We start from the raw sequence: 20,807 nt of genomic DNA on the forward strand, positions 1-20,807 counted from the left end.
GAAACAATTTGAAATACGGAATAAATGCCTATATAAAGTCTCGACGGAACTTTATGTGAATGGGCACTTTGCCAGCATCCAGAAGAGCCTGAAAGGCACGAAACAAGCGGATGGGAATAGGTCTCTGACAACCCGAATCGAAAAAAGTTCTGTCGCAAAATCAGATAATTAAAAAAATAAGAAAAGTTGATACTTTTCGTCGCCCACTACTTGCGTAAGTAAATTCCCACAGTAAATATCGCCTCACCAAAACCAATGAGGCGACCCTCATCATGAAGTACACCTCGATCCTCCTTCTGTCCCTTGGCCTCGCCAGCGGCAGCGTCTTCGCAGGCGGCAATACCGATGCCGGTATTGGCGGTGCGCTGGGCGGGGTCCTGGGTTCTGTGGTCGGCAATGCCGTAGGCGGCAGCACCGGCGCGGCCATTGGTGCCGGCGTGGGTGGTGCAGCCGGTGGCGCAGTAGCAGCCCCGAAACGCAACCGCACCGAAGCCGCCATCGGCGGTGGCCTGGGCGCGGCTGGCGGTCAAGTCGTTGGTCGGCAGATGGGCGGCACCACCGGTGGTCTGATCGGCGCGGCCCTCGGCGGCGGCGCCGGCGGTGCCCTCGGCAACGAATTCGGTGACCGTAACCGCTACGACGATGACGACTACGATGATGACCATCGCCACTATCGTCGTGCCTACCGCGACCACCCCGGTCGTGGACACGCCTGGGGCCATCGCAAGCACAAGCACAAGCACCACGGTGATTGGGACGACTGATCGACCCCGCTAACAAAAAAGCCCGCTTGAAGCGGGCTTTTTCAAGACCTGAGGTCTGGTCGAGCGACAGCCACCCCTCCCGATTCCAAAATTCGACTTCTGTCATGAGTACCGGCCAAGCGGCGGGACCATGGCTCACCTTTTTGAAATGGAGACTTAGCAACATGCGTAAAGCAGTAACCGCCCTCGCCCTCAGCCTGCTGGCCACTCAGGCCGTAGTAGCCGGTGAAACCACCAACAACGCCATCGGTGGCGGCCTCGGTGGCGTCCTGGGCAACGTTGTTGGCAACGCTGTCGGCGGCAGCACTGGCGCCGCTATCGGTGCCGGCCTGGGTGGTGCAGCAGGTGGCGCCATGACCGCCAAGAGCGGCCGCAAGACCGAAGCCGCCATCGGCGGTGGCCTGGGTGCAGCGGGCGGCTCGGTAGCCGGTCGCGCACTGGGCGGCTCCACAGGTTCCGCCATCGGCGCTGGCCTGGGTGGCGCAGCGGGTGGCGCCATCGCCACCGAACTGACCAAGGACGATCACGACGGTCACAACCACAAGCACCGCAAGCATCGCCACTGATTGATGCACCCATGAAAAAGCCCGGCATTTGCCGGGCTTTTTTGTTGCTGGGCGAAATCAGCCGATCTGCTGTTCGGCGCGCGCCTCATCCACGTCGCCGCTGGCCATGCAGGCGGCTGCGGTGAAGAGAACGTCGGTCGACGAATTCAGCGCGGTCTCGGCGGCGTCCTGGAGGATGCCGATGATGAAGCCCACGGCCACGACCTGCATTGCCACTTCGCTGGGGATGCCGAACAGGCTGCAGGCCAGCGGGATCAGCAGCAGCGAGCCACCCGCCACGCCGGAAGCGCCACAGGCGCAGATGGAGGCCACGACGCTGAGCAGGATCGCGGTGGGGATGTCGACGACAATGCCCAGGGTCGTCACCGCTGCCAGGGTCAGCACGGTGATGGTGATGGCGGCACCGGCCATGTTGATGGTGGCGCCCAGCGGGATGGAGACCGAGTAGGTGTCTTCGTGCAGGCCAAGCTTCTCCGCCAGTTGCAGGTTGACCGGGATGTTGGCCGCCGAGCTGCGGGTGAAGAAGGCCGTGATGCCGCTTTCACGCAGGCAGGTCAGCACCAGCGGATAGGGGTTGCGGCGAATCTTCGAGAACACGATCAGCGGATTCACGACGAAGGCCACGAACAGCATGCAGCCCAGCAACACCGCCAGCAGGTGGGCGTAGTCGGCCAGCACGCCAATGCCGTTCTCGGCGAGGGTCGAAGCCACCAGGCCGAAGATGCCCAGTGGGGCGAAGCTGATCACCACGCGGACAATCAGCGACACGCCATGGGACAGGTCGCTGAACACATTCCGGGTGGTTTCACTGCCCTGGCGGATGGCAATGCCCAGGCCCACGGCCCAGACCAGGATGCCGATGAAGTTGGCCTCCATCAGCGCCGTCACCGGGTTGGCCACGGCACTGCCCAGCAGGCTCAGCAACACTTCGGAGATGTTGCCGGGCGGCGCCAGGTCAGCGGCACCAGTGCTCAGGGTGATGGTCGAGGGGAAGACGCTGGAAGCCATCACGGCCACCACGGCGGCGGAGAACGTGCCGATCAGGTAAAGCACGAGGATCGGGCGAATGTGCGTGCGCTCGCCCGGCTTGTGGTTGGCGATAGCAGCGATCACCAGGATGAACACCAGCACAGGCGCCACGGCCTTCAGGGCCATGACGAAGAGCTTGCCGAGCAGGCCAACGGCGCTGGCGTACTGGGGTGCGGTCAAGGCGAGGGCGATGCCGGCGATCAGGCCGACGATGATCCGGGTCACCAGGCTGGTGCGTTTCAAGCGTTGCAGGATGGAGCCGTTTGCATGAGTCATGGCAGGTACCGCAGAACGTTCGGGCCACACGACAAGCCAGCCCGGGAATGGCAATTGGACTCCGATGACGTCCCGTCCTCCATGCTGCAGATCAAGCAAAAAAGAAAGAACCCTGCCGCGTGGTGTTCACCTCGCAGCCGGTCGGGACGTTTCGGGTTTGGCGCGCATTGTGCGGATTCACGCCAGCAATGGATAGATCGCGCGGACGGTCGGGACTCTGGATGTCGCTATTTCAGCCATATCGGGCCGAATGGATGAAAGTTGCCCACAGGCTGAGGACGGCGGGAAGCTGCACTTGTGGGGGCGAATTCATTCGCTAAGGGCGGCGTAGCCGCCCCCTAGGCTTCGTCGGGCAAACCTACGGTCTGCATAGCGAATGAATTCGCCCCCACAGGAAAAGCAGTCAGTCAGGTTGCGACCACCAACTCCGCCAATGCCGCACGCAGCGTCTCGGGAATTGGCACTGGCCGGTTGCTTTCGCGCTCGACGAAGACATGCACGAAGCGTCCGGCCGCACAGGCCTCGCTCTCGCCCTGCTTGAAGATCGCCAGTTCGTACTGCACCGAACTGTTGCCCAGCTTGCCCACCCGCAGCCCGACCTCGATGCGGTCGGGGAAGGCGATGGAGGCGAAGTAATCGCAGGACGAACTCACCACGAAGCCCACCACGCCGCCTTCATGGATATCCAGCCCACCCTGTTCGATCAGGTAGGTGTTCACGGCACTGTCGAAAAAGCCGTAATAGACCACGTTGTTCACATGACCGTAGATGTCGTTGTCGTGCCAGCGCGTGGTGATGGGCTGGAAGTGGCGGTAGTCGCCGCGCAGGTGCTCGGGTTGGCTCATGGGGTTCCCTGGGTTCGGTTGGATCGACTCATGTAGGAGCGAGCTTGCTCGCGAACCGTTGCCTTCGCCAGCAAGCTGGCTCCTACAAGGGGGGGGTCAGAAGGCGGCTTGGTAGATAGCCAGGGCCTGCGCTTCGCTGACCTCGCGCGGATTATTCACCAGCAGGCGCTGCTGCAACATGGCATCACTGGCCAGACGCAGCAGCATCGCCTCGGGCACACCGGCATCACGCAAGCGCGTGGGCAATCCACTGCGCTCGCTGAAGGCGGCGAGCTCGCCGATCAACTGCTGGGTGAGTTCCGCCTCGCTGCCCGGCTTGAGTTTGCTACCGAGCACCAGCGGCGCCAGCTCCGCGTAGAGCGGCGCAGCCACTTCGGCGTTGAATCGGAGCACGTGGGGCAGCACCAGGGCGTTGGACAGGCCATGGGGAATGTGGAAGTGCCCGCCCAGCGGATAGGCCAGCGCATGCACGGCCGCTACCGGAGCGTTGGCGAACGCCTGGCCGGCGAGGCAGGCACCCAGCAGCATTGCCTGGCGCGCTTCGCGGTTGCGGCCGTCCTGGACCACCGCGTCGAGGTTGCCGGCCAGGAGGCGCAAGGCCTCGCGACCCAGCAGGTCGGACAGCGGATTCTTCTTCAGCTTGCTGGTGTAGGACTCGATGGCATGGACCATGGCGTCGATCCCGGTGGCCGCCGTGACCGCTGCCGGCAGGCCGAGGGTCAGGTCGGCGTCCAGCAGGGCGAGGTCAGGTAGCAGCAGCGGCGAGACGACACCCATCTTGGTGGTCTCGCCGGTGGTGACGATGGCAATGGGCGTCACCTCGGAACCGGTGCCGGCGGTGGTCGGCACCTGCAGCAGCGGCAGACGCCGGCCTCGCGCGTTGCCCACGCCGTAGATGTCCGCCAGCCCTTGCTGGCAGTCGGGGTGCGCCAGCAGCGCCACCAGCTTGGCCACGTCCATCGAACTGCCACCGCCGAAACCCACCACCAGTTGGGCGCCGAGGACTTTCGCCAGCTCCACGGCCTCCAGCACCACCGCCTCGGGCGGATCGGCCTGGACCTGGTCGTAGACCGCAACGCTGAGTCCCGCGAGGGCAAAGCCGAGAAGGATATCGTCCAGCAAGCCGAGCCGGGTAATGCCGGGATCGGTCACCAGCAGGACGCGTTGGGCGTCACGCTCGCGACAAAGGTCAGCAAGGCGTGCGGCCGAGCCGGATTCGCAAAGAATCTGCGCGGTGGTGGCGAAGCTGAAGGGCTGCATCCGGGCGTCCTCCCTTGTTGTTGTCGAGGCGTACCGCGAGCACGCGGCACGCCGGTTCACGCCGGCTCACGCCGTCAGAACGCGAAATGCTCCTCGGACAGCGCCATCAGACAGTCCGCGCCGCCCAACAGGGCTTCACGATGACTGCTGGCACGCGGCAGCACGCGACGCACGTAGAAGCGCGCGCTGTGCAACTTGGCCTGGTAGAAGTCCGCCTCCAAGGTGCCCGACTCCAGGGCGTCCTGGGCGCGCGCCGCGGCTTGCAACCAGAAGCCCGCCAATAGCACATAGGCCGAGTACTGGAGGAAGTCCACCGAGGCGGCACCGATTTCTTCCGGGTTCTCCCGCACCCGATCCAGCAGGGTCGAGCTCAAGCCACGCCATTCCTGCAGGCGTGCCAGCACGGCGCCCGCCAGTTCGGCCACTTCTGCACGTTCCAGCTGGGCATCGGCCAGGGCGGCGAACTCGTCCTGCAAGGCGGCCAGTTCGGCGCCGCCGTCGCCCATCAGCTTGCGGCGGATCAAGTCCAGCGCCTGGATGCCATTGGTGCCTTCGTAGAGTTGGGTGATGCGGCTGTCGCGCATCAGTTGCTCCATACCCCACTCACGGATGAAGCCGTGACCGCCGTAGACCTGCACGCCCAGGCTGGCCACTTCCTGACCCATATCGGTGAAGAAGGCCTTGACGATGGGAATCAGCAGCGCCGCACGGCGGCCAGCGGCCTTGCGTTGCGTTGCATCCGGGTGGCCGTGTTCCAGGTCCAGCTGGCGGGCGCAATACACGGCCAGCATGCGGCTGCCTTCCACCAGTGTCTTCTGGGTCAGCAGCATGCGCCGCACATCGGGGTGGTGGATGATCGGGTCAGCTGGTTTATCCGGTGCCGCCGGGCCGCTGAGGGCACGGGATTGCAGGCGTTCGCGGGCATAGGCCAGCGCGCCCTGGAACGCCTGCTCGCCGATACCGAGCCCTTGCAGGCCGACCTGGAAGCGCGCGTCGTTCATCATGGTGAACATGCACGCCAGGCCCTGGTTGGCTTCGCCGATCAGCCAACCGGTGGCGTCGTCGAAGTTAATCACGCAGGTGGCGGCGCCCTTGATCCCCATCTTGTGTTCGATGGCACCGCAGGAAACGGCGTTCTTCGTTCCCGGGGTTCCATCGGGATTGGCGATGAACTTGGGGACCAGCAGCAGGCTGATGCCCTTTACTCCGGCCGGGGCATCCGGCAAGCGCGCCAGCACCAGGTGGACGATGTTCTCGGAGAGGTCCTGCTCGCCACCGCTGATGAAGATCTTGCTGCCACTGACCTTGTAGCTGCCGTCGGCCTGGGGCACGGCGCGCGTGCGCAGCAGCGCCAGGTCGGTGCCGGCCTGGGGCTCGGTGAGGCACATGGTGCCGGCCCATTGGCCGCTCACGAGTTTCTCCAGGTAAGCCTGCTTGAGCGCATCGCTGCCGTGCTTGTACAGCGCCAGCACGGCGCCTTCGGTGAGGCCCGAGTACACGCGGAACGACAGGCTGGCGCCCATCAGCATCTCGTGGAAATTGCAGGCGACCATCTGCGGGAAGCCCTGGCCGCCGAACTCCTGCGGCCCGGTCATGCTGGCCCAGCCGTTGTCGCAGTACTGTCGATAGGCCTCGCGGAAACCCTTGGGCGTCGTCACCGCGCCCTGCTCCAGGGTCACGCCTTCTTCGTCGCTGTTGCGGTTCAGTGGCGACACCACTTCGCCCGCATAGCGCGCGCCCTCTTCCAACACACCGTCGATCAGTTCGCGGTCGAGACCGTTGGCCAGCAGCTCGCAGTGGCCGGCGACGTCGAAGAGCTCATGGAGTACGAAGCGCATGTCGCGCAGGGGTGCCTTGTAAGCCATGTCAGGCCTCCTGTTGGAAATCGGCGAAGTGGCGATCGGACTCGGCCAGGCGACGGATCAGCGCGGCCGGTTGCCAATGGGCGCCAAAGCGTTCGGCCAGCGCGTGCAGGCGCTCGCGGATGGCCGCCAGCCCCTGGCTGTCGGCCCAGGCCATCGGCCCACCCTTGTCCGCCGGGAAGCCGTAGCCGTTGAGGTAAACGGTGTCGATATCGGCGCTGGAGGCGGCGATGCCCTCTTCGAGGATCTTCGCCCCTTCGTTGACCAGTGCCAGCAGGCAACGCTCGAGGATTTCTTCCGGGCAGATGTCGCGGCGCTCGAAGCCGAGCTGTTCGGACACCTGCAGCACCAGCGCGTCCACTTCCGGGTCGGGCTCGGCCTGGCGGCTGCCTTCGGCGTAGCGGTAGTAGCCCATGCGCGACTTCTGGCCGAAGCGGCCAAGGCCGCAGAGGCGATTGTCCACCTGCACCGCCGGGTCGTCCTGGCCCTTGCCGGCCAGCTCGCGGGCGCGCCATTCCAGGTCGATGCCGACCACGTCGTACATGCGGAAGGGACCCATGGCGAAACCAAAGCCTTGCAGCGCGCTGTCCACCTGATGCGGATAGGCGCCTTCCAGCAGCATCATCCGCGCCTCGCGCACGTAGGTATGGAGCATGCGGTTACCGATAAAGCCCTTGCAGTTGCCGGCGACCACGCTGACCTTGCCCATGCGCTGGCCCAATGCAACAGCGGCGCCCAGCACGGCGGGGGCAGTGCGGGCGCCGCGAACGATTTCCAGCAGTTTCATGATGTGCGCCGGGCTGAAGAAGTGCAGGCCCAGGACCTGCTCCGGGCGCCCGGTGACCGCGGCAATGGCATCGATATCCAGGGCCGAGGTGTTGCTGGCGAGGATCGCCGACGGCGTCAGCCGGGCGTCCAGCTCGCGAAAGATGGATTGCTTGAGCTCGAGGTTCTCGAAGACCGCTTCGATCACGAGGTCGACATCGGCCAGGTCCGCGTAGCCCCCCACAGGCTGGATGCGCGCGACGCGCTCGGCGGCCTGAGCCTCGCTGATACGGCCTTGGCGCACATGGTGGGCGTAGGTATCGGCCACCACGCCCTGGGCCTGTTCGAGCATCTGCGGATTGTTGTCCAGCCAGAGGACGTCGAGGCCGGCGCTGGCCAGGCTCATGACGATGCCACGGCCCATGGTGCCGGCGCCGATCACGGCGGCCCGCTGGATGGTGGATACGCTAGGGGTCACTGAGATGTCCTCTTGTTCTAGTAGGGCGATTACGGACGCGGCGTCCCTTGTAGGAGCCAGCTTGCTGGCGAATGTGCTGCGTGGTTCGCGAGCAAGCTCGCTCCTACGAACCTCGGCCAATCGACCGCCGCGTGATCACGAAAACGCCAATCACCTTAAGGAAGCCGGTACTATTTTTGAAATTTAGTCTTGTGATAGATGGCATTCCCCTGGTGAATATCTCCAACTTCGACCTCAACCTTCTGCGAGTGCTGGACGCCCTGCTGCGCGAACGCAACGTCTCGCGCGCGGCGGAACGTCTTTCCCTCAGCCAGCCGGCAGTGAGCAACGCACTCAACCGGCTGCGCGAGTTGCTTGGCGACCCCTTGCTGGTGCGCGTGGGCCGGGCGATGCAGCCGACGCCAAGGGCGCTGGCACTGGAGACGCCGATCCGTGCCGCGCTCAAGCAGATCGAGCAGAGCCTGGTCGTCGGAGAAGGCTTCGATCCGGCACGTAGCCGCCAGCGCTTCACCATCGCCGTGACCGACTACGTGGAACTGATCTGCATGCCGCGCCTGTTGCAGCAGCTGGCAGAGGAGGCGCCGGGGTTGAAGATCGCCATCCGCCACCTGTCCCCGAGCCTGCCCGCCGCCGCGCTGGACCAGGGCGAACTGGATCTGGTGCTGGGCCGCTTCGAAAGCATTCCCGCGCGCTTCGCCAGCCGCCGCTGGATGAGCGAAACGCTGCGCCTGGTGGCCCGCCGCGACCATCCGCAAATGCAGGAAGCACCCGACCTGTCCGGTTTTCTCAGGCTACGTCACCTCTGGGTGCACGGTGGCCAGACCAAAGGCATGGTCGATCAATGGCTGGGCGAGCAAGGGCTGGCACGGGACATCGTCTACACCACACCCAACTATTTGCAGGCGGCGCATATCGTCGCCAGTACCGACCTCACCGTGGTGCTGCCGGCGCGGCTGGCCCAGCACTTCGCCCGTCTGCTGCCCTTGCAGGTACATCCCCTGCCCTTCGCGGTCGGGCCCTTCCATCTCGACCTGGTGAGCGTGGCCCAACGCGCGGGAGACGAAGCGTTGCAATGGCTGATCGAGCGGCTGATGGGTATCGGCCGGATATGAGGTGGGTGAGTAGAGTGGGCTTCAGTCCACCGGGATGATGGGTATCGCTCCGCTCTACCCATCCTACGGAGGAGCCTGTGGGAGCGAATTCATTCGCGATTGAAATCGCTCCCACATACAGCGGGGGTCGTCAGAACTGGTTGCGGATCACCGCTTCGTCGAAGGCCAGTTTGCCGATACGCGGCCTGGCCGCGACCGCTTGCTTGCCGACGGCGACCATCAGGCCAATGGCATGGTTCTCCGGCAGCCGGATCAGGTCGGCCACGGCGTCGAAATCGAAGCCGTCCATGGGGCAGGTATCCAGACCCTTGCCGCGGGCAGCGAGCATCAGGGTCTGGGCGACCAGGCCGCAGCTGCGCATCACTTCATCGCGCTGCACCCGGGGCTTGCCACGGTAGTAGTTGTCGATGGCGCCAGCCATGAAGTCCTGCACCGGCTGCGGAGCTTCCTCCCAGACACGGGCGGCGTCCTTCTCCCAGGCATCGAGGCGGGCGCAGACGATCACCAGCATCGAGGCTTCGGTGACCTGGGACTGGTCCCAGGCCACATCGCGAATGCGCTGGCGCAGTGCCGGATCGCTGACTTCCACCAGGCGCACGTGCTGCAGGTTGAAGGCAGTGGGCGCGAGCAGCGCCAGTTGCAGCAGCTCGTCCTTCTCTTCGCGGCTGATGCTGTGGCCGGTGTCGTAGGCCTTGATGGCACGGCGGCTGCGGATGGCGTCGTCAATGTGCATGTAGGAATCCTTGTGAGAGGCGAGATTGAAAGTGGCGCCATCCTAAGCAGCCGGAAGGCCTGCTTCCAACACTGATTAACGATGGTATCGATCAAAAAATCGGTCTGGCCCGACCCTCCTGTTGGGAGCGGGCTTTACATGAATTCGCTGTGTCTGCATGTAGGAGCTGGCTTGCCAGCGGGGCCCCCTTTTCGCTAGCAAGCTAGCTCCTACGAGGTTCCTGCAATGAACTCGTCCCTACAGGCCCGGCTGTTGGCTTACCCAGTCGCGCACCTCGGCGTAGGGATAGGCTTCCAGCGCAGCGAAACCCGGCAGGTTGCGAGCCTTGAGCCGCGTGAAGAGCGGCGCAGTGATGCCGCAGAGCATGCGCGTGAGGCATTCGGCGCCGGGCCGCTCGCCCTTCAGTTCTTCGAAGCGCTGGATGAAGCCGCCACACAGGGCGCTGAAGTTGCGATCCGCCAATGGCGGCAGCGCAGCCGGCGCCGGCAGCTGCGCCACACGTCCCTGGCAGACCGAACAATGGCCGCAACGCTCCGGTACGTCGTGGTCACCAAAGTAGTGGGCCAGCCGCGCGCTGAGGCAGGTCTCGCTGGCGAACAAGGCCAGCATCGCCTGGATGCGGGCGATCTCGCTGCGCTCCTGCTGGCGGAAGTAGTCATGCAGCTCGGTAGCCAACGCCTCCGGCTCGAAGTCGCGATTGTCCACGGCGTAGACCTCAGTCATCTGCTTGCTTTCCAGCTCGATCCAGCCGCGCTCCTGGAAGTAGTCCAGGGCCTTCACCACGCGGCTGCGTTCAGCGCTGTATTCGCGGTACAGGCGGTCGAAATCAACGGTGCACCAGGTACGTGCGCGGGTGGAGGTACGCAGCAGCGCCTCGACGAACTGGCGACGCTCGCCTTCGAACTGCGCCACCAGGGCTTCGGGCTCCAGCAGGTGCTTGAAACGGTACTCGGCGAAGTAGGCGTAAAGCGGTGCGATGATGCCGCGCAGCTCCAGCTGCACCAGCAAGGTCTTGAGCGGCAACTGGCGAATGTTGCTCTGGTCGGAGAGCGCGCCGAGCATCAGCTCCCAGCGATCGCCACCCTGCCCCGCCGCCTTGAGTTCCGCCAGTACCTGGCGGATGCCGGCGAGTTCCGGCGTATCGCCATAGACGAAGTTCTCCAGCACGTTGAGGCTGTCGCGGTTGGCCAGTACCAGGCAGTCCGATGGCTTGCCGTCGCGCCCCGCCCGGCCGATTTCCTGGCTGTAGTTCTCCACTGACTTGGGTAGGTCGTAGTGCACTACCTGGCGAATGTCGCTCTTGTCGATGCCCATGCCGAAGGCGATGGTCGCAACCATCACGTTGACCTGCCCGGCCATGAACCGGCGCTGCAGTGCCTCGCGCTCCTCATGGGGCATGCCGGCGTGGTAGGCGTTGGCCGCAACGCCCCGTTGGCTCAGGCGCGCTGCGACTTCTTCGGCGGTCTTCTGCAAGGTCACGTAGACGATGGCCGGCTGCCCGCTGCGCTGCCCCAGCCAATCCACCAGTCGTTCCAGCTTGCGCTCGCCGGCCACCGGTTCCACCAGCAGGTTGAGGTTGGGGCGGTAGAAGCCGGTGGTGATGACATCGGCATCGGCGATGGCGAACTTGCGCTGCATATCGGCGATCACCGCCGGCGTCGCCGTGGCGGTCAGCAGCAACACATGGGGGATGCCGAACTGGCGCTGGTACTCGGGCAGCTTGAGGTAGTCGGGGCGGAAGTTGTGCCCCCACTCGGAAATACAGTGGGCCTCGTCCACCACCAGCAGGGAAATCGGTACCTGCTGGATAAAGCCACGGAATCGCTCGTTCTTCAGCCGCTCCACGGAAATCATCAGGATCTTCAGTTCGCCGGAGCGGGCCCGCGCCATGACCTCGGCGGCCTCCTCGCGGCTCTGTGCCGAGTCGATGCTGGCAGCGGCGATGCCGTGGCGGTGCAGGAAGGCCAGCTGATCCTGCATCAGGGCCAACAATGGCGATACCACCAGGGTCAGGTGTGGCAGATGCAACGCCGGCAGCTGGTAGCACAGCGACTTGCCGGAACCGGTGGGGAAGATGGCGGCGGCCGAACGGCCCGCCAGCACGGCGGAGATGGCGGCTTCCTGGCCGGGACGGAAATGGTCGTAACCGAAGACCTTGGTGAGGCTGGTTGCGGGCATGGGGATCACTCCTTTGATGGGGCATTGATCATGGACCGCGATGGACCTGACAGGGTCCTGAATCCGGGTACGACGTTTCGCCTTTGAGCCCCATCGATCCGCTTTGATGGGTTTCGCTCCGCTCTACCCATCCTACGAGAGGGACCGGGCTCGCCAACAATGAAAAAGCCGCCCGGAGGCGGCTTCTTCGACAAGGACGCGGTGCGGCTTAGAGCTGCGGGCCGGCGTTCTTGATGGCGTCGGAGACGTCGAACTTCTTGAAGTTCTCGACGAACTGCTTGGCCAGGGCCTTGGCGGCTTCGTCGTAGGCAGCCTTGTCAGCCCAGGTGTTGCGCGGGTTGAGCAGGTTGGTTTCGACGCCCGGTACGGCTTTCGGCACGTCCAGGTTGATGGTGTCCAGGTGCTCGGTCTCGGCACCGATCAGGGCACCGCTCTGGATGGCAGCGATCACGCCACGGGTGGTCGGGATGTTGAAGCGCTTGCCAACGCCGTAGCCACCACCGGTCCAGCCGGTGTTGACCAGGTACACCTTGGAGCCGAAGCCCTGGATGCGCTTGATCAGCAGCTCAGCGTACTCGCCAGCCGGACGCGGGAAGAACGGTGCGCCGAAGCAGGTGGAGAAGGTGGACTTGATGCCGCCGCCGGAACCCATTTCGGTGGAACCGACCAGCGCGGTGTAGCCGGACAGGAAGTGGTAGGCAGCTTGCTCGTTGTTCAGGATGGAAACGGGCGGCAGCACGCCGGTCAGGTCGCAGGTCAGGAAGATCACTGCGTTCGGCTCGCCGGCACGGTTGGCCTCGACGCGCTTCTCGACCAGGTGCAGCGGGTAGGCGGCACGGGTGTTCTGGGTCAGGCTGTCATCGCTGTAGTCGGGCAGGCGGGTTTCCGGGTTCAGGACCACGTTTTCCAGCACGGCACCGAATTGGATGGCTTTCCAGATTACCGGCTCGTTCTTCTCGGACAGGTCGATGCACTTGGCGTAGCAGCCGCCTTCGATGTTGAAGACGGTGCCCACGCCCCAGCCGTGCTCGTCGTCACCGATCAGGTAACGGCTTTCGTCAGCGGACAGGGTGGTCTTGCCGGTGCCGGACAGGCCGAAGAACAGGGTGGTGTCGCCTTCTTCGCCAACGTTGGCGGCGCAGTGCATCGGCAGCACGTCTTTTTCCGGCAGCAGGAAGTTCTGCACGGAGAACATGGCCTTCTTCATTTCACCGGCGTAGCGCATGCCGGCGATCAGCACTTTCTTGGCGGCGAAGTTGAGGATCACGCAACCATCGGAGTTGGTGCCGTCACGCTCCGGCTCGCAGACGAAGTTCGGGGCGTTGAGGATCTGCCACTCCTGGCGGGACTGCGGGTTGTACTGTTCCGGGTTGATGAACAGGCAACGGCCGAACAGGTTGTGCCAGGCGGTCTCGGTGGTCATCTTGACGGCCAGGTAGTGCTCGGGATCGGCGCCAACGTGCACGTGGGAGACGAAACGCTCGCGTTCGGTCACATAAGCTTCAACGCGAGCCCACAGCGCATCGAATTTGTCCGCCGGGAAGGCACGGTTGATGTTGCCCCAGGCGATTTTGGCGTCGGTGCTCGGCTCTTGAACGATGAAACGATCTGCCGGAGAACGACCGGTGCGATGACCGGTTTTCACTACCAACGAACCGTTGGCGGCCAGTTCACCCTCACCACGGCGGATGGCCTCTTCGACCAGTTGCGCGGCGCTGATATCGGTGTACACGGCGTTATTGGCTTGCGTCATGTGGTTCCCCGTCGGCTAGAAGCCGAGTCCTCCAAACGTTTTGTAGTGGGTACTGCGACCCCCTACAGCGAAAAAAGTGCGCGCGATTATGCCAGAAAAGCCCGCTTTGGGTAGAAACCTCCTGTCAGGGAGGCATATTCATGACCGATAATCGCACCCCGGTCACTCAGCGACCTTGCGGGCACACTACATCTTTTCAGTGGCGCGTTTCCGACGGCGCGGCGCTGCCGCCACCGGCGAACAGCTGGGCGATATCCGCCGCGTCGAAGCTGTAGCGCTGGTTGCAGAACTGGCAGTCGATCACCACGGTGCCGCCGCTTTCCTGCAGCAGGGCTTCGGCGTCGTCCTTGCCCAGGCTCACCAGCGCGTTGGCCGAACGCTGACGCGAGCAGCTGCAGCGGAAGTGGATGGCCTGGGGATCAAACAAGCGCACCGTTTCTTCATGGTAGAGCCGGTGCAGCACGGTTTCGTTGTCCAGCCCCAACAGTTCTTCGGCGGTCAGGGTGTCGGCCAGCGTGGTCAGGTGCTGCCAGTTGGCCTCGCGGGCCTCGGGGTCCTTCAGGCGATCGGCCGGCAGGGCCTGGAGCAACATGCCACGGGCATTGCGACCGTCGGCGTTGAGCCAGAAGCGGGTGGGCAACTGCTGGGAGGTGTCGAAATAGCTGGAAAGGCATTCGGCCAGGGTGGCGCCCTCGAGGGCGACGATGCCTTGGTAGCGCTGGCCCTGCTTCGGGTCAACGGTCAGGGTCAACGACCCTTCGGGCATCAGCTCGGCCAAGCCGGCGGACGGGCTGACCTGGCTCGCGTGATAACGGGCGATGCCACGCACTTCGCGGTCGCTGGAGCATTCGACCATCAGTAGCGGAACCGCGCCGGAGGAACGTGCCTGCAGCACCAGCATGCCATCGAACTTCAGGGTGCCGACAAGCAGGGAAGCGGCCGCGAGCATTTCGCCGAGCAGCTGGGCGACCGGCTCCGGGTAGGGATGTTTGGCCAGGACGTGGGCGTAGCTCTCGCCGAGAGAGACCAGTTCGCCGCGCACGTCGGTGTCGTCGAACAGAAAACGTTGGGTGAAATCGGACATGCCGGACTCGCTGCATTTGGGCCAATTTGGCCGAAAGGCTGGCGATTTTATGCGCAAATCCGTCAACGGACCAAGGGCCGGTTATCTATCGCCGGCTCGGGTGTTTTCTATCGATGCTCAGCGCGCGCTTGGAAGCCCGTATTCGCCGGCCTTTATTACTCGCTGCCACCCCGCAGGAAATGAATCTGCCGGCGCTGCTTCTTGGTCGGCCGGCCATCGGTCTGGATACCCAGGGCACCCGCCTTGCGCATGGCGGCAGCCTCTTCCCGTTTGGCCAGGCTCTCGGCCGTTTCCTCGTAGAGGGTCTGAGCTTCCGGGGCGCCGCGACGCACCGCGGAAAGCGCACGGACAATGACGGTGCGCTCATCGAAACCGGTGCGGATCACATACTCGTCGCCGACACGCGGCTCCTTCGACGGCTTGCAGCGATCGCCCTGATGGTGGACCTTGCCACCCTCGATGGCTTCCTTGGCCAGGGCACGGGTCTTGTAGAAGCGCGCCGCCCAGAGCCATTTGTCGAGGCGCACCTTGTCGTCTTTTTCGTCTTTATCACGCATGACTCGTTTCCATCCTGCCCGGGCTGCCCCATTCGCCAGCCCGGTCTAAGCTCAGCCAGGGCCAGATGCAGTTGTCACATCGGCCCACTAGAATGCGCCAACTTTACCGGAAAGCCTGTATTGAAGACTTTCGACCATCTCTCCGTGATCGGACTCCGCGAGTGGATCGCCCTGCCGGAACTTGGCATGGTTGGCCTGCGCGCGAAGATCGATACCGGAGCCAGCACCTCTACCCTGCACGCCAGTGACATCGTCCCCTTCCAAAAGAAAGGCGAGAAGTGGGTCAGGTTCACCGCGCACCTCGGCACCCTGGTGCAGCGGCGACATCGTTGCGAGGCGCAGGTGGTTTCGGTGAAGACCATAAAAAGCTCCAACGGCCAGGCGCAGACCCGTTATGTCATTCGCACCCTGCTCGCGCTGGGTGACCGGATCTGGCCCATCGAGTTCACTCTGGCCTGCCGCAAGACCATGCGTTACCGCGTACTGCTGGGCTCCAAAGCCCTGGTGCAGGCGCAACTGGTGGTCAACCCGGCGCTCACCTACGTTCAGGAAAAACCGACTCTTTCCCTTCCGGGTGCCCAATGAAAATCGCCGTGTTATCGCGCAATCCGCGCCTGTATTCGACTCGCCGCCTCGTCGAGGCCGGCCAGCAGCGCGGCCATGAAATGGTGGTGATAGACACCCTGCGCGCCTATATGAACATCGCCAGCCACAAGCCGCAGATCCACTATCGCGGCCAGCCGCTGGAAGGCTTCGACGCGGTGATCCCGCGCATCGGCGCCTCGGTCACCTTCTATGGCTGCGCCGTGCTGCGCCAGTTCGAGATGATGGGGGTTTTCCCCCTCAATGAGTCGGTGGCCATCACCCGCTCGCGGGACAAGCTGCGTTCGCTGCAACTGCTGTCACGCAAGGGCATCGGCCTGCCGGTGACCGGTTTCGCCCACTCCCCCGACGACATCCCCGACCTGATCCGCATGGTCAACGGCGCCCCGCTGGTGATCAAGGTGCTGGAAGGCACCCAGGGCATAGGCGTGGTGCTGTGCGAAACGGAGAAGGCCGCCGAATCGGTGATCGAAGCCTTCATGGGCCTGAAGCAGAACATCATGGTCCAGGAGTACATCCGCGAAGCTGGCGGCGCCGACATCCGTTGCTTCGTGGTAGGCGACAAGGTGATCGCCTCGATGAAGCGCCAGGCCAAGCCCGGTGAATTCCGCTCCAACCTGCATCGCGGCGGCAGCGCCAGCCTGATCAAGATCACTCCGGAAGAGCGCATGACGGCGATCCGCGCCGCCAAGGTCATGGGCCTGTCGGTCGCGGGGGTGGATATCCTGCGTTCCAATCACGGGCCACTGGTGATGGAAGTGAATTCCTCGCCCGGCCTGGAAGGCATCGAGACCACCACCGAGCAGGACGTGGCCGGGATCATCATCCAGTACCTCGAGAAAAACGCTTGCCCCAACTCGACGCGGACCAAGGGCAAGGGGTAAGCGCTCCACTCTGTGGGGGCGATTTCAATCGCAATGGCCAGCGGAGCTGGCCCCATGCAAGCCAGCCAGGCGGACCTGCGGTCCGCTTCGCGAATGAATTCGCCCCCACATGGGCAGACTCGTGCGTCCTATAAACTGCTTTCCATCATTTGCCGCCCTTCCCGGTCGCGCATCCAGCGGCGGAATCCTTCCTCGTCCAGCGGGCGACTGAAGTGATAGCCCTGGCCGAGTTCGCAGCCGCGCTGGCGCAGCATGGCCAGCTGCTCTTCTCCTTCGATGCCTTCGGCGATGCATTCCAGCCCGAGGTTGCGGCCGATGGCCAGGATGGTCTCCACCAGAGCCAGGTCGCTCGCATCAGTCGCCAGACCATCGACGAAGCTGCGATCGATCTTCAGCCGGTCGAGGGGCAGCCGCTTGAGGTAGGCCAGGGACGAATAGCCCGTGCCGAAATCGTCGATGGCGAAGCGCACGCCCAGGGCCTTGAGGGCCTGCATCGCGGAAATGCATTGCTCGACTTCTTCCAGCAGGCTGCCTTCGGTGATTTCCAGCTCCAGCCGCGAACCCGACACGCCATGGCGCTTGAGCGCGCTATGGATGCGTTCGACGAAGCCGGGTTTGCGCAACTCGCGGGGGCTGACGTTGATGGCCAGCACCAGCCACGGCATCTCCGCTTGCCAACTGGCCAGGCACGAACAGGCGCGCTCCAGCATCCAGTCCGACAGTTCGATGATCAGGCCGGTCTCTTCCGCCAACGGGATGAACTGCGCCGGCGGCACCTCACCCCGTGTGGGATGGTGCCAGCGCATCAAGGCCTCGGCGCCCAGCACACGGCCATCGGACAGGGCCAGTTGCGGCTGGAACTCCAGGCTCAGTTGACCGCGGTCGATGGCCTGGCGCAGTTCGCTTTGCAGTTGCAGGCGCTGGTCGATGGCCGCCTGCATTTCCGGAGCGAAGAAATGCAGCGCGTTGCGCCCGGACTGCTTGGCCCGGTACATGGCGGTGTCCGCCTGCTTGAGGACATCCGCGGCGATCTGTTCGAGGAAGGGGTGCAGGGCGATGCCGATGCTGGCGCTGACCACCAGTTCGTGCTCGCCGATGATGTAGCTGCCGTGCAGGCTCTGCAGCAACTTGTCGCCCACTTCCGCAGCCAGTTTGCCGGCCTGTTCCGGGCTATCGGCCAGGGCTTCCAGCAGCACCACGAACTCGTCGCCCCCGAGGCGCGCGAGGGTGTCTTCATTGCGCAGGCAACCCGCCAGGCGTGCGGTGACTTCTCTTAGCAAGGCGTCGCCCACCGGGTGACCGAGGCTGTCGTTGACCGTCTTGAAGTGGTCCAGGTCGATGAACAACAGCGCGCCGTAGCGGGCTTCGCGTTGTTCGCGGGCCATGGCGTGTTGCAGGCGGTCGAGCAGCAATCGGCGATTGGGCAGACCGGTGAGTTCGTCGCTGTAGGCCAGGCGTTCGATTTCGCGCTGATAGCGCTGTCGTTCGGAAATGTCGGTGATGCTCAGGCGAATCAGCGGCCGGCCTTCACCCGGCAGGCGCACCAGGCGCACCTCACAGGGACGCACGCGACCGTTCACATCGCGCATCAACCAGTCGAAGGTCGGCGTGTCGCCCTTGAGTGCCGCGCGGGTGTAAGCATTTCCAAGCTCCCGCGAGGAACGTCCATCAGCCTGCAACGGTGGACTGAAGCTGGTGGGCATGTGGCCGTTCAACTGCTCGCGGGACAGCCCGAACAGGCGCGCGGCATTCTCGTTGGCTTCCACGATGCCGAGCTGCGGATCGAACACCAGGATGGCTTCCGGGGCGTGCTCCACCAGGGTCCGGTAGCGCGCCTCGGCCTCGTGGCGGGCGCTGATGTCTTCCACCAGCGCCAGCAGGGCATAGAGCTGGCCATCCAGATCGCGCACCCCGCGGACGTTGACCCGCGTGTGCACGGTACCGCCAGAGCCTCTCATGAAGCGCTTGTCCAACTCGTAGCCGTCGCGCTCCCCTTTGCGTACTTCGTCCAGCAGGGCCTCTTCCGCGGCCCGGTCCTCGGCCACCGTCATGCTCATCCAGTCGACGCCACGCAGCTGTTCGCGGGAGCGGCCGAGGATGCTGCAGAGCTTGTAGTTGACCTCTTCCCAGCGCTGGTCCGGCGTGCACAGGGCCATGCCGATCAGCGGCGCCTCGAAGAACAGGTGCAGGTGCTTGTCGCGCTCGTGTTGCAGGCGCTCCGAGCGTTTCTGGGTGGTCAGGTCGAGCATGGCGCCGTAGATACGGATCACCTGGTCGCCATCGTGTTCGGCCAGTCCCTTGATCCGCAGCCAGCGCGGTGTGCCGCGCGCGCCCTGGATGCGCAACTCCACGTCGAAGGGCTCGGCGCTGCGCAGGCACTGCTCCAGAGTGTCTTCCAGCAGGGCGCGACTGGCCGGATCGAAGAAACTGAGCATCTGGCCGAGGCTGGGGGCACCGGCAGCGGGGTCCATCTCGTAGATGCGGAAGCTGCCCTCGCTCCAGGCCATCTTCAGGGTGGTGATGTCCAGCACCCAGCTGCCGATATCGGCGATGGCCTCGGTCTGGTTCAGCAGATGGGTCTGGCGCAGCAGCTCGTCGCGGCGGGTGTCGAGTTCCTCGGAAAGCATCTCGCGGCTGCTGACGTCATGCTGCAGGGCGACGAAATGACTGATGCCCTGCGCATCCCGCATGGGCGCCACGGTGATCTCGTTCCAGAACAGGCTGCCGTCCTTGCGATAGTTGCGCAGCACCAGCTGGCACTGCTCGCCGCGTTGCAGCGCGTCCTGGAGGCGCGGCAGTTCGGACTGGTTGCGATCATGGTGGAGCAGGAAACGCCAATGGTTGCCCAGCGCCTCTTCCCGCGAATAGCCGCTCATCTGCTCGAAGGCGGGGTTGCAATAGATCAGCGGTTGTTCGGACTGACGCGCATCGACGATGGTGACGCCCAGGGGGCTGGCCTGCAGCGCCAGGTTGGTCAGGGCCAGTTCCTTCTGCATCTCGTCGCGGCGACCGAGGGCCAGGCGCAGGTCGCTGAGGCTGCGACCCACCAGCAGCGCCGACATCATCAGCAGCAACACACTGAAGTACAGCTCGACACCCCACTGCGGGTCAGCCAGGGCCGATCCACCATCCAGCTTGCGCAGCGCTGGCAGGGCGAGCACGGTCAAGGCGGTGAGACCAGCCCCACAGAGCGCGCCAGGGAAGCCCCAGACCAGCGCCAGGCCGAGCATCATCATGCCGATGGGCGGCAAGGTGAGGATCAGCGGCACCACGGTGACCAGCCAGGGGATGAGCAGTGCCAGCGCCAGCAACAGCGGCCAGGGCGGCAGACGGTGCAAGGTTTCGGGCAGCGCTTCCACCGGCTCGGGCACCCAGCCATGGCGGCTGAACAGCGGCGTCAGGTAGGTCAGCAGCGGCAGGCTCACGGCAAGGGTCGTCAGGCACGCGCCGGGCCAGACCAGCAAGGCGGAGTTGCCCCAACTGTCGCGGACAGGATTGCCGCTCAGCATCAGGGCCACCTGCTCGCCGTAGACCAGCAGGCTGACCGGCAGCAGCACACCGTAGAGCATGAAGCGCAGCAGTTCGGGAAAATCACGCAGGTCGGCGTGACAGCCGGAGCGTCTGAGCGCCCACCAGCCGGCAGCCACGCTGAGGGTTTCCGGGATGGCGTAGAGCGGCGCCCAGTAAAGGTTCAGGTCCCACAGCGGCACGCTGAGCAGCGCATTGAAATAAATGGCGGGCAATACCCGCGCGCCCCACCAGAGACAGAACACCAGGCCGAGCGCGAAGGGCAGGTACCACACGGCGAGTCCGCTGGACGCTTGAGTCAGCAAGGACGCCCAGGTAGCCAGATGCAGCAGCGGCAGCGGCAACCACCAGGTCCATTGGGGAAGTCGGAAAGGAGCGGCTTGCATACTGACCTCATGTCGGTGCGCAAGCTGAAGATAGCCCAGCGCCGCAGAAGCGTACGCCTAAAATATGGCCGCGTGGCATCACCGCCGATAGCAGGCCGGAATCCGGGACCGAAGGGATTTCAAGAAAAGAAGCGCCCAACAGCG

General features: G+C 64.4%; 16 protein-coding genes. 5 read left to right on the forward strand and 11 right to left on the reverse strand.

Going from position 1 to position 20,807, the window contains the following annotated elements; all coding sequences use genetic code 11:
* Window positions 1–272: 272 nt before the first annotated feature.
* Window positions 273–764 (forward strand): hypothetical protein, encoded by a 492-nt coding sequence (locus DM872_RS20825; RefSeq protein ID WP_179061242.1) that lies wholly within the window; start codon window positions 273–275, stop codon window positions 762–764.
* Between the two features lie 164 nt (window positions 765–928).
* A complete protein-coding gene (locus tag DM872_RS20830; RefSeq protein WP_179061243.1) occupies window positions 929–1,330 on the forward strand; it encodes a glycine zipper domain-containing protein in 402 nt (133 codons plus the stop codon).
* Between the two features lie 57 nt (window positions 1,331–1,387).
* On the opposite strand, the gene sstT is transcribed toward DM872_RS20830, so the two are convergent.
* The 5 genes from sstT to DM872_RS20855 all read right to left on the reverse strand — a co-directional run bounded on the left by sstT (window position 1,388) and on the right by DM872_RS20855 (window position 7,851).
* The gene (gene sstT / locus DM872_RS20835) at window positions 1,388–2,635 is read right to left on the reverse strand and encodes a serine/threonine transporter SstT (protein WP_179061244.1); all 1,248 of its coding nucleotides are present in this window, start codon (window positions 2,633–2,635) and stop codon (window positions 1,388–1,390) included.
* A gap of 407 nt (window positions 2,636–3,042) precedes the next feature.
* A complete protein-coding gene (locus DM872_RS20840) occupies window positions 3,043–3,480 on the reverse strand; it encodes an acyl-CoA thioesterase (RefSeq protein WP_179061245.1) in 438 nt (145 codons plus the stop codon).
* A gap of 96 nt (window positions 3,481–3,576) precedes the next feature.
* Window positions 3,577–4,740 (reverse strand): iron-containing alcohol dehydrogenase, encoded by a 1,164-nt coding sequence (locus DM872_RS20845; protein ID WP_179061246.1) that lies wholly within the window; start codon window positions 4,738–4,740, stop codon window positions 3,577–3,579.
* Window positions 4,741–4,814: 74 nt separating this feature from the next.
* Window positions 4,815–6,605 carry an acyl-CoA dehydrogenase C-terminal domain-containing protein gene (locus DM872_RS20850; RefSeq protein ID WP_179061247.1) on the reverse strand — a complete coding sequence of 597 codons (1,791 nt, stop codon included), beginning with the start codon at window positions 6,603–6,605 and terminating at the stop codon, window positions 4,815–4,817.
* Window position 6,606: 1 nt separating this feature from the next.
* Entirely contained in the window at window positions 6,607–7,851 is a 1,245-nt protein-coding gene (locus DM872_RS20855) for a 3-hydroxyacyl-CoA dehydrogenase (protein WP_373273733.1), read from the reverse strand.
* Between the two features lie 206 nt (window positions 7,852–8,057).
* On the opposite strand from DM872_RS20855, the gene DM872_RS20860 reads away from it, so the two are divergent.
* Window positions 8,058–8,957: a LysR family transcriptional regulator gene (locus tag DM872_RS20860; protein ID WP_179061573.1), complete on the forward strand. Its 900-nt coding sequence runs from the start codon at window positions 8,058–8,060 to the stop codon at window positions 8,955–8,957.
* A gap of 130 nt (window positions 8,958–9,087) precedes the next feature.
* Here DM872_RS20860 and DM872_RS20865 read toward each other — a convergent pair whose 3' ends face one another.
* The 5 genes from DM872_RS20865 to DM872_RS20885 all read right to left on the reverse strand — a co-directional run bounded on the left by DM872_RS20865 (window position 9,088) and on the right by DM872_RS20885 (window position 15,262).
* Entirely contained in the window at window positions 9,088–9,690 is a 603-nt protein-coding gene (locus DM872_RS20865; protein ID WP_179061249.1) for a nitroreductase family protein, read from the reverse strand.
* A gap of 237 nt (window positions 9,691–9,927) precedes the next feature.
* Window positions 9,928–11,868: a RecQ family ATP-dependent DNA helicase gene (locus DM872_RS20870; RefSeq protein ID WP_179061250.1), complete on the reverse strand. Its 1,941-nt coding sequence runs from the start codon at window positions 11,866–11,868 to the stop codon at window positions 9,928–9,930.
* 208 nt (window positions 11,869–12,076) lie between these two features.
* Window positions 12,077–13,621, reverse strand: a complete 1,545-nt coding sequence (locus DM872_RS20875) for a phosphoenolpyruvate carboxykinase (RefSeq protein ID WP_179061251.1) — start codon at window positions 13,619–13,621, stop codon at window positions 12,077–12,079.
* A gap of 196 nt (window positions 13,622–13,817) precedes the next feature.
* Window positions 13,818–14,705, reverse strand: a complete 888-nt coding sequence (gene hslO, locus DM872_RS20880) for an Hsp33 family molecular chaperone HslO (protein WP_179061252.1) — start codon at window positions 14,703–14,705, stop codon at window positions 13,818–13,820.
* Window positions 14,706–14,860: 155 nt separating this feature from the next.
* Complete coding sequence (locus tag DM872_RS20885; RefSeq protein WP_077525645.1) at window positions 14,861–15,262, reverse strand: RNA-binding S4 domain-containing protein; 402 nt, start codon at window positions 15,260–15,262, stop codon at window positions 14,861–14,863.
* A 120-nt stretch (window positions 15,263–15,382) separates the two neighbouring features.
* On the opposite strand from DM872_RS20885, the gene rimB reads away from it, so the two are divergent.
* Window positions 15,383–15,847 (forward strand): retropepsin-like aspartic endopeptidase RimB, encoded by a 465-nt coding sequence (gene rimB, locus DM872_RS20890; RefSeq protein ID WP_179061253.1) that lies wholly within the window; start codon window positions 15,383–15,385, stop codon window positions 15,845–15,847.
* Complete coding sequence (gene rimK, locus DM872_RS20895) at window positions 15,844–16,749, forward strand: 30S ribosomal protein S6--L-glutamate ligase (RefSeq protein ID WP_120654039.1); 906 nt, start codon at window positions 15,844–15,846, stop codon at window positions 16,747–16,749. Before rimB ends, rimK begins: the two co-directional genes overlap by 4 nt.
* Window positions 16,750–16,877: 128 nt before the next feature.
* Here the strand turns inward: rimK and DM872_RS20900 are convergent, their stop codons facing one another.
* Window positions 16,878–20,663: a bifunctional diguanylate cyclase/phosphodiesterase gene (locus DM872_RS20900; RefSeq protein ID WP_179061254.1), complete on the reverse strand. Its 3,786-nt coding sequence runs from the start codon at window positions 20,661–20,663 to the stop codon at window positions 16,878–16,880.
* Between the last annotated feature and the right edge of the window lie 144 nt (window positions 20,664–20,807).

Source organism: Pseudomonas taiwanensis (genome assembly GCF_013393345.1).
Taxonomy (GTDB): domain Bacteria; phylum Pseudomonadota; class Gammaproteobacteria; order Pseudomonadales; family Pseudomonadaceae; genus Metapseudomonas; species Metapseudomonas resinovorans_C.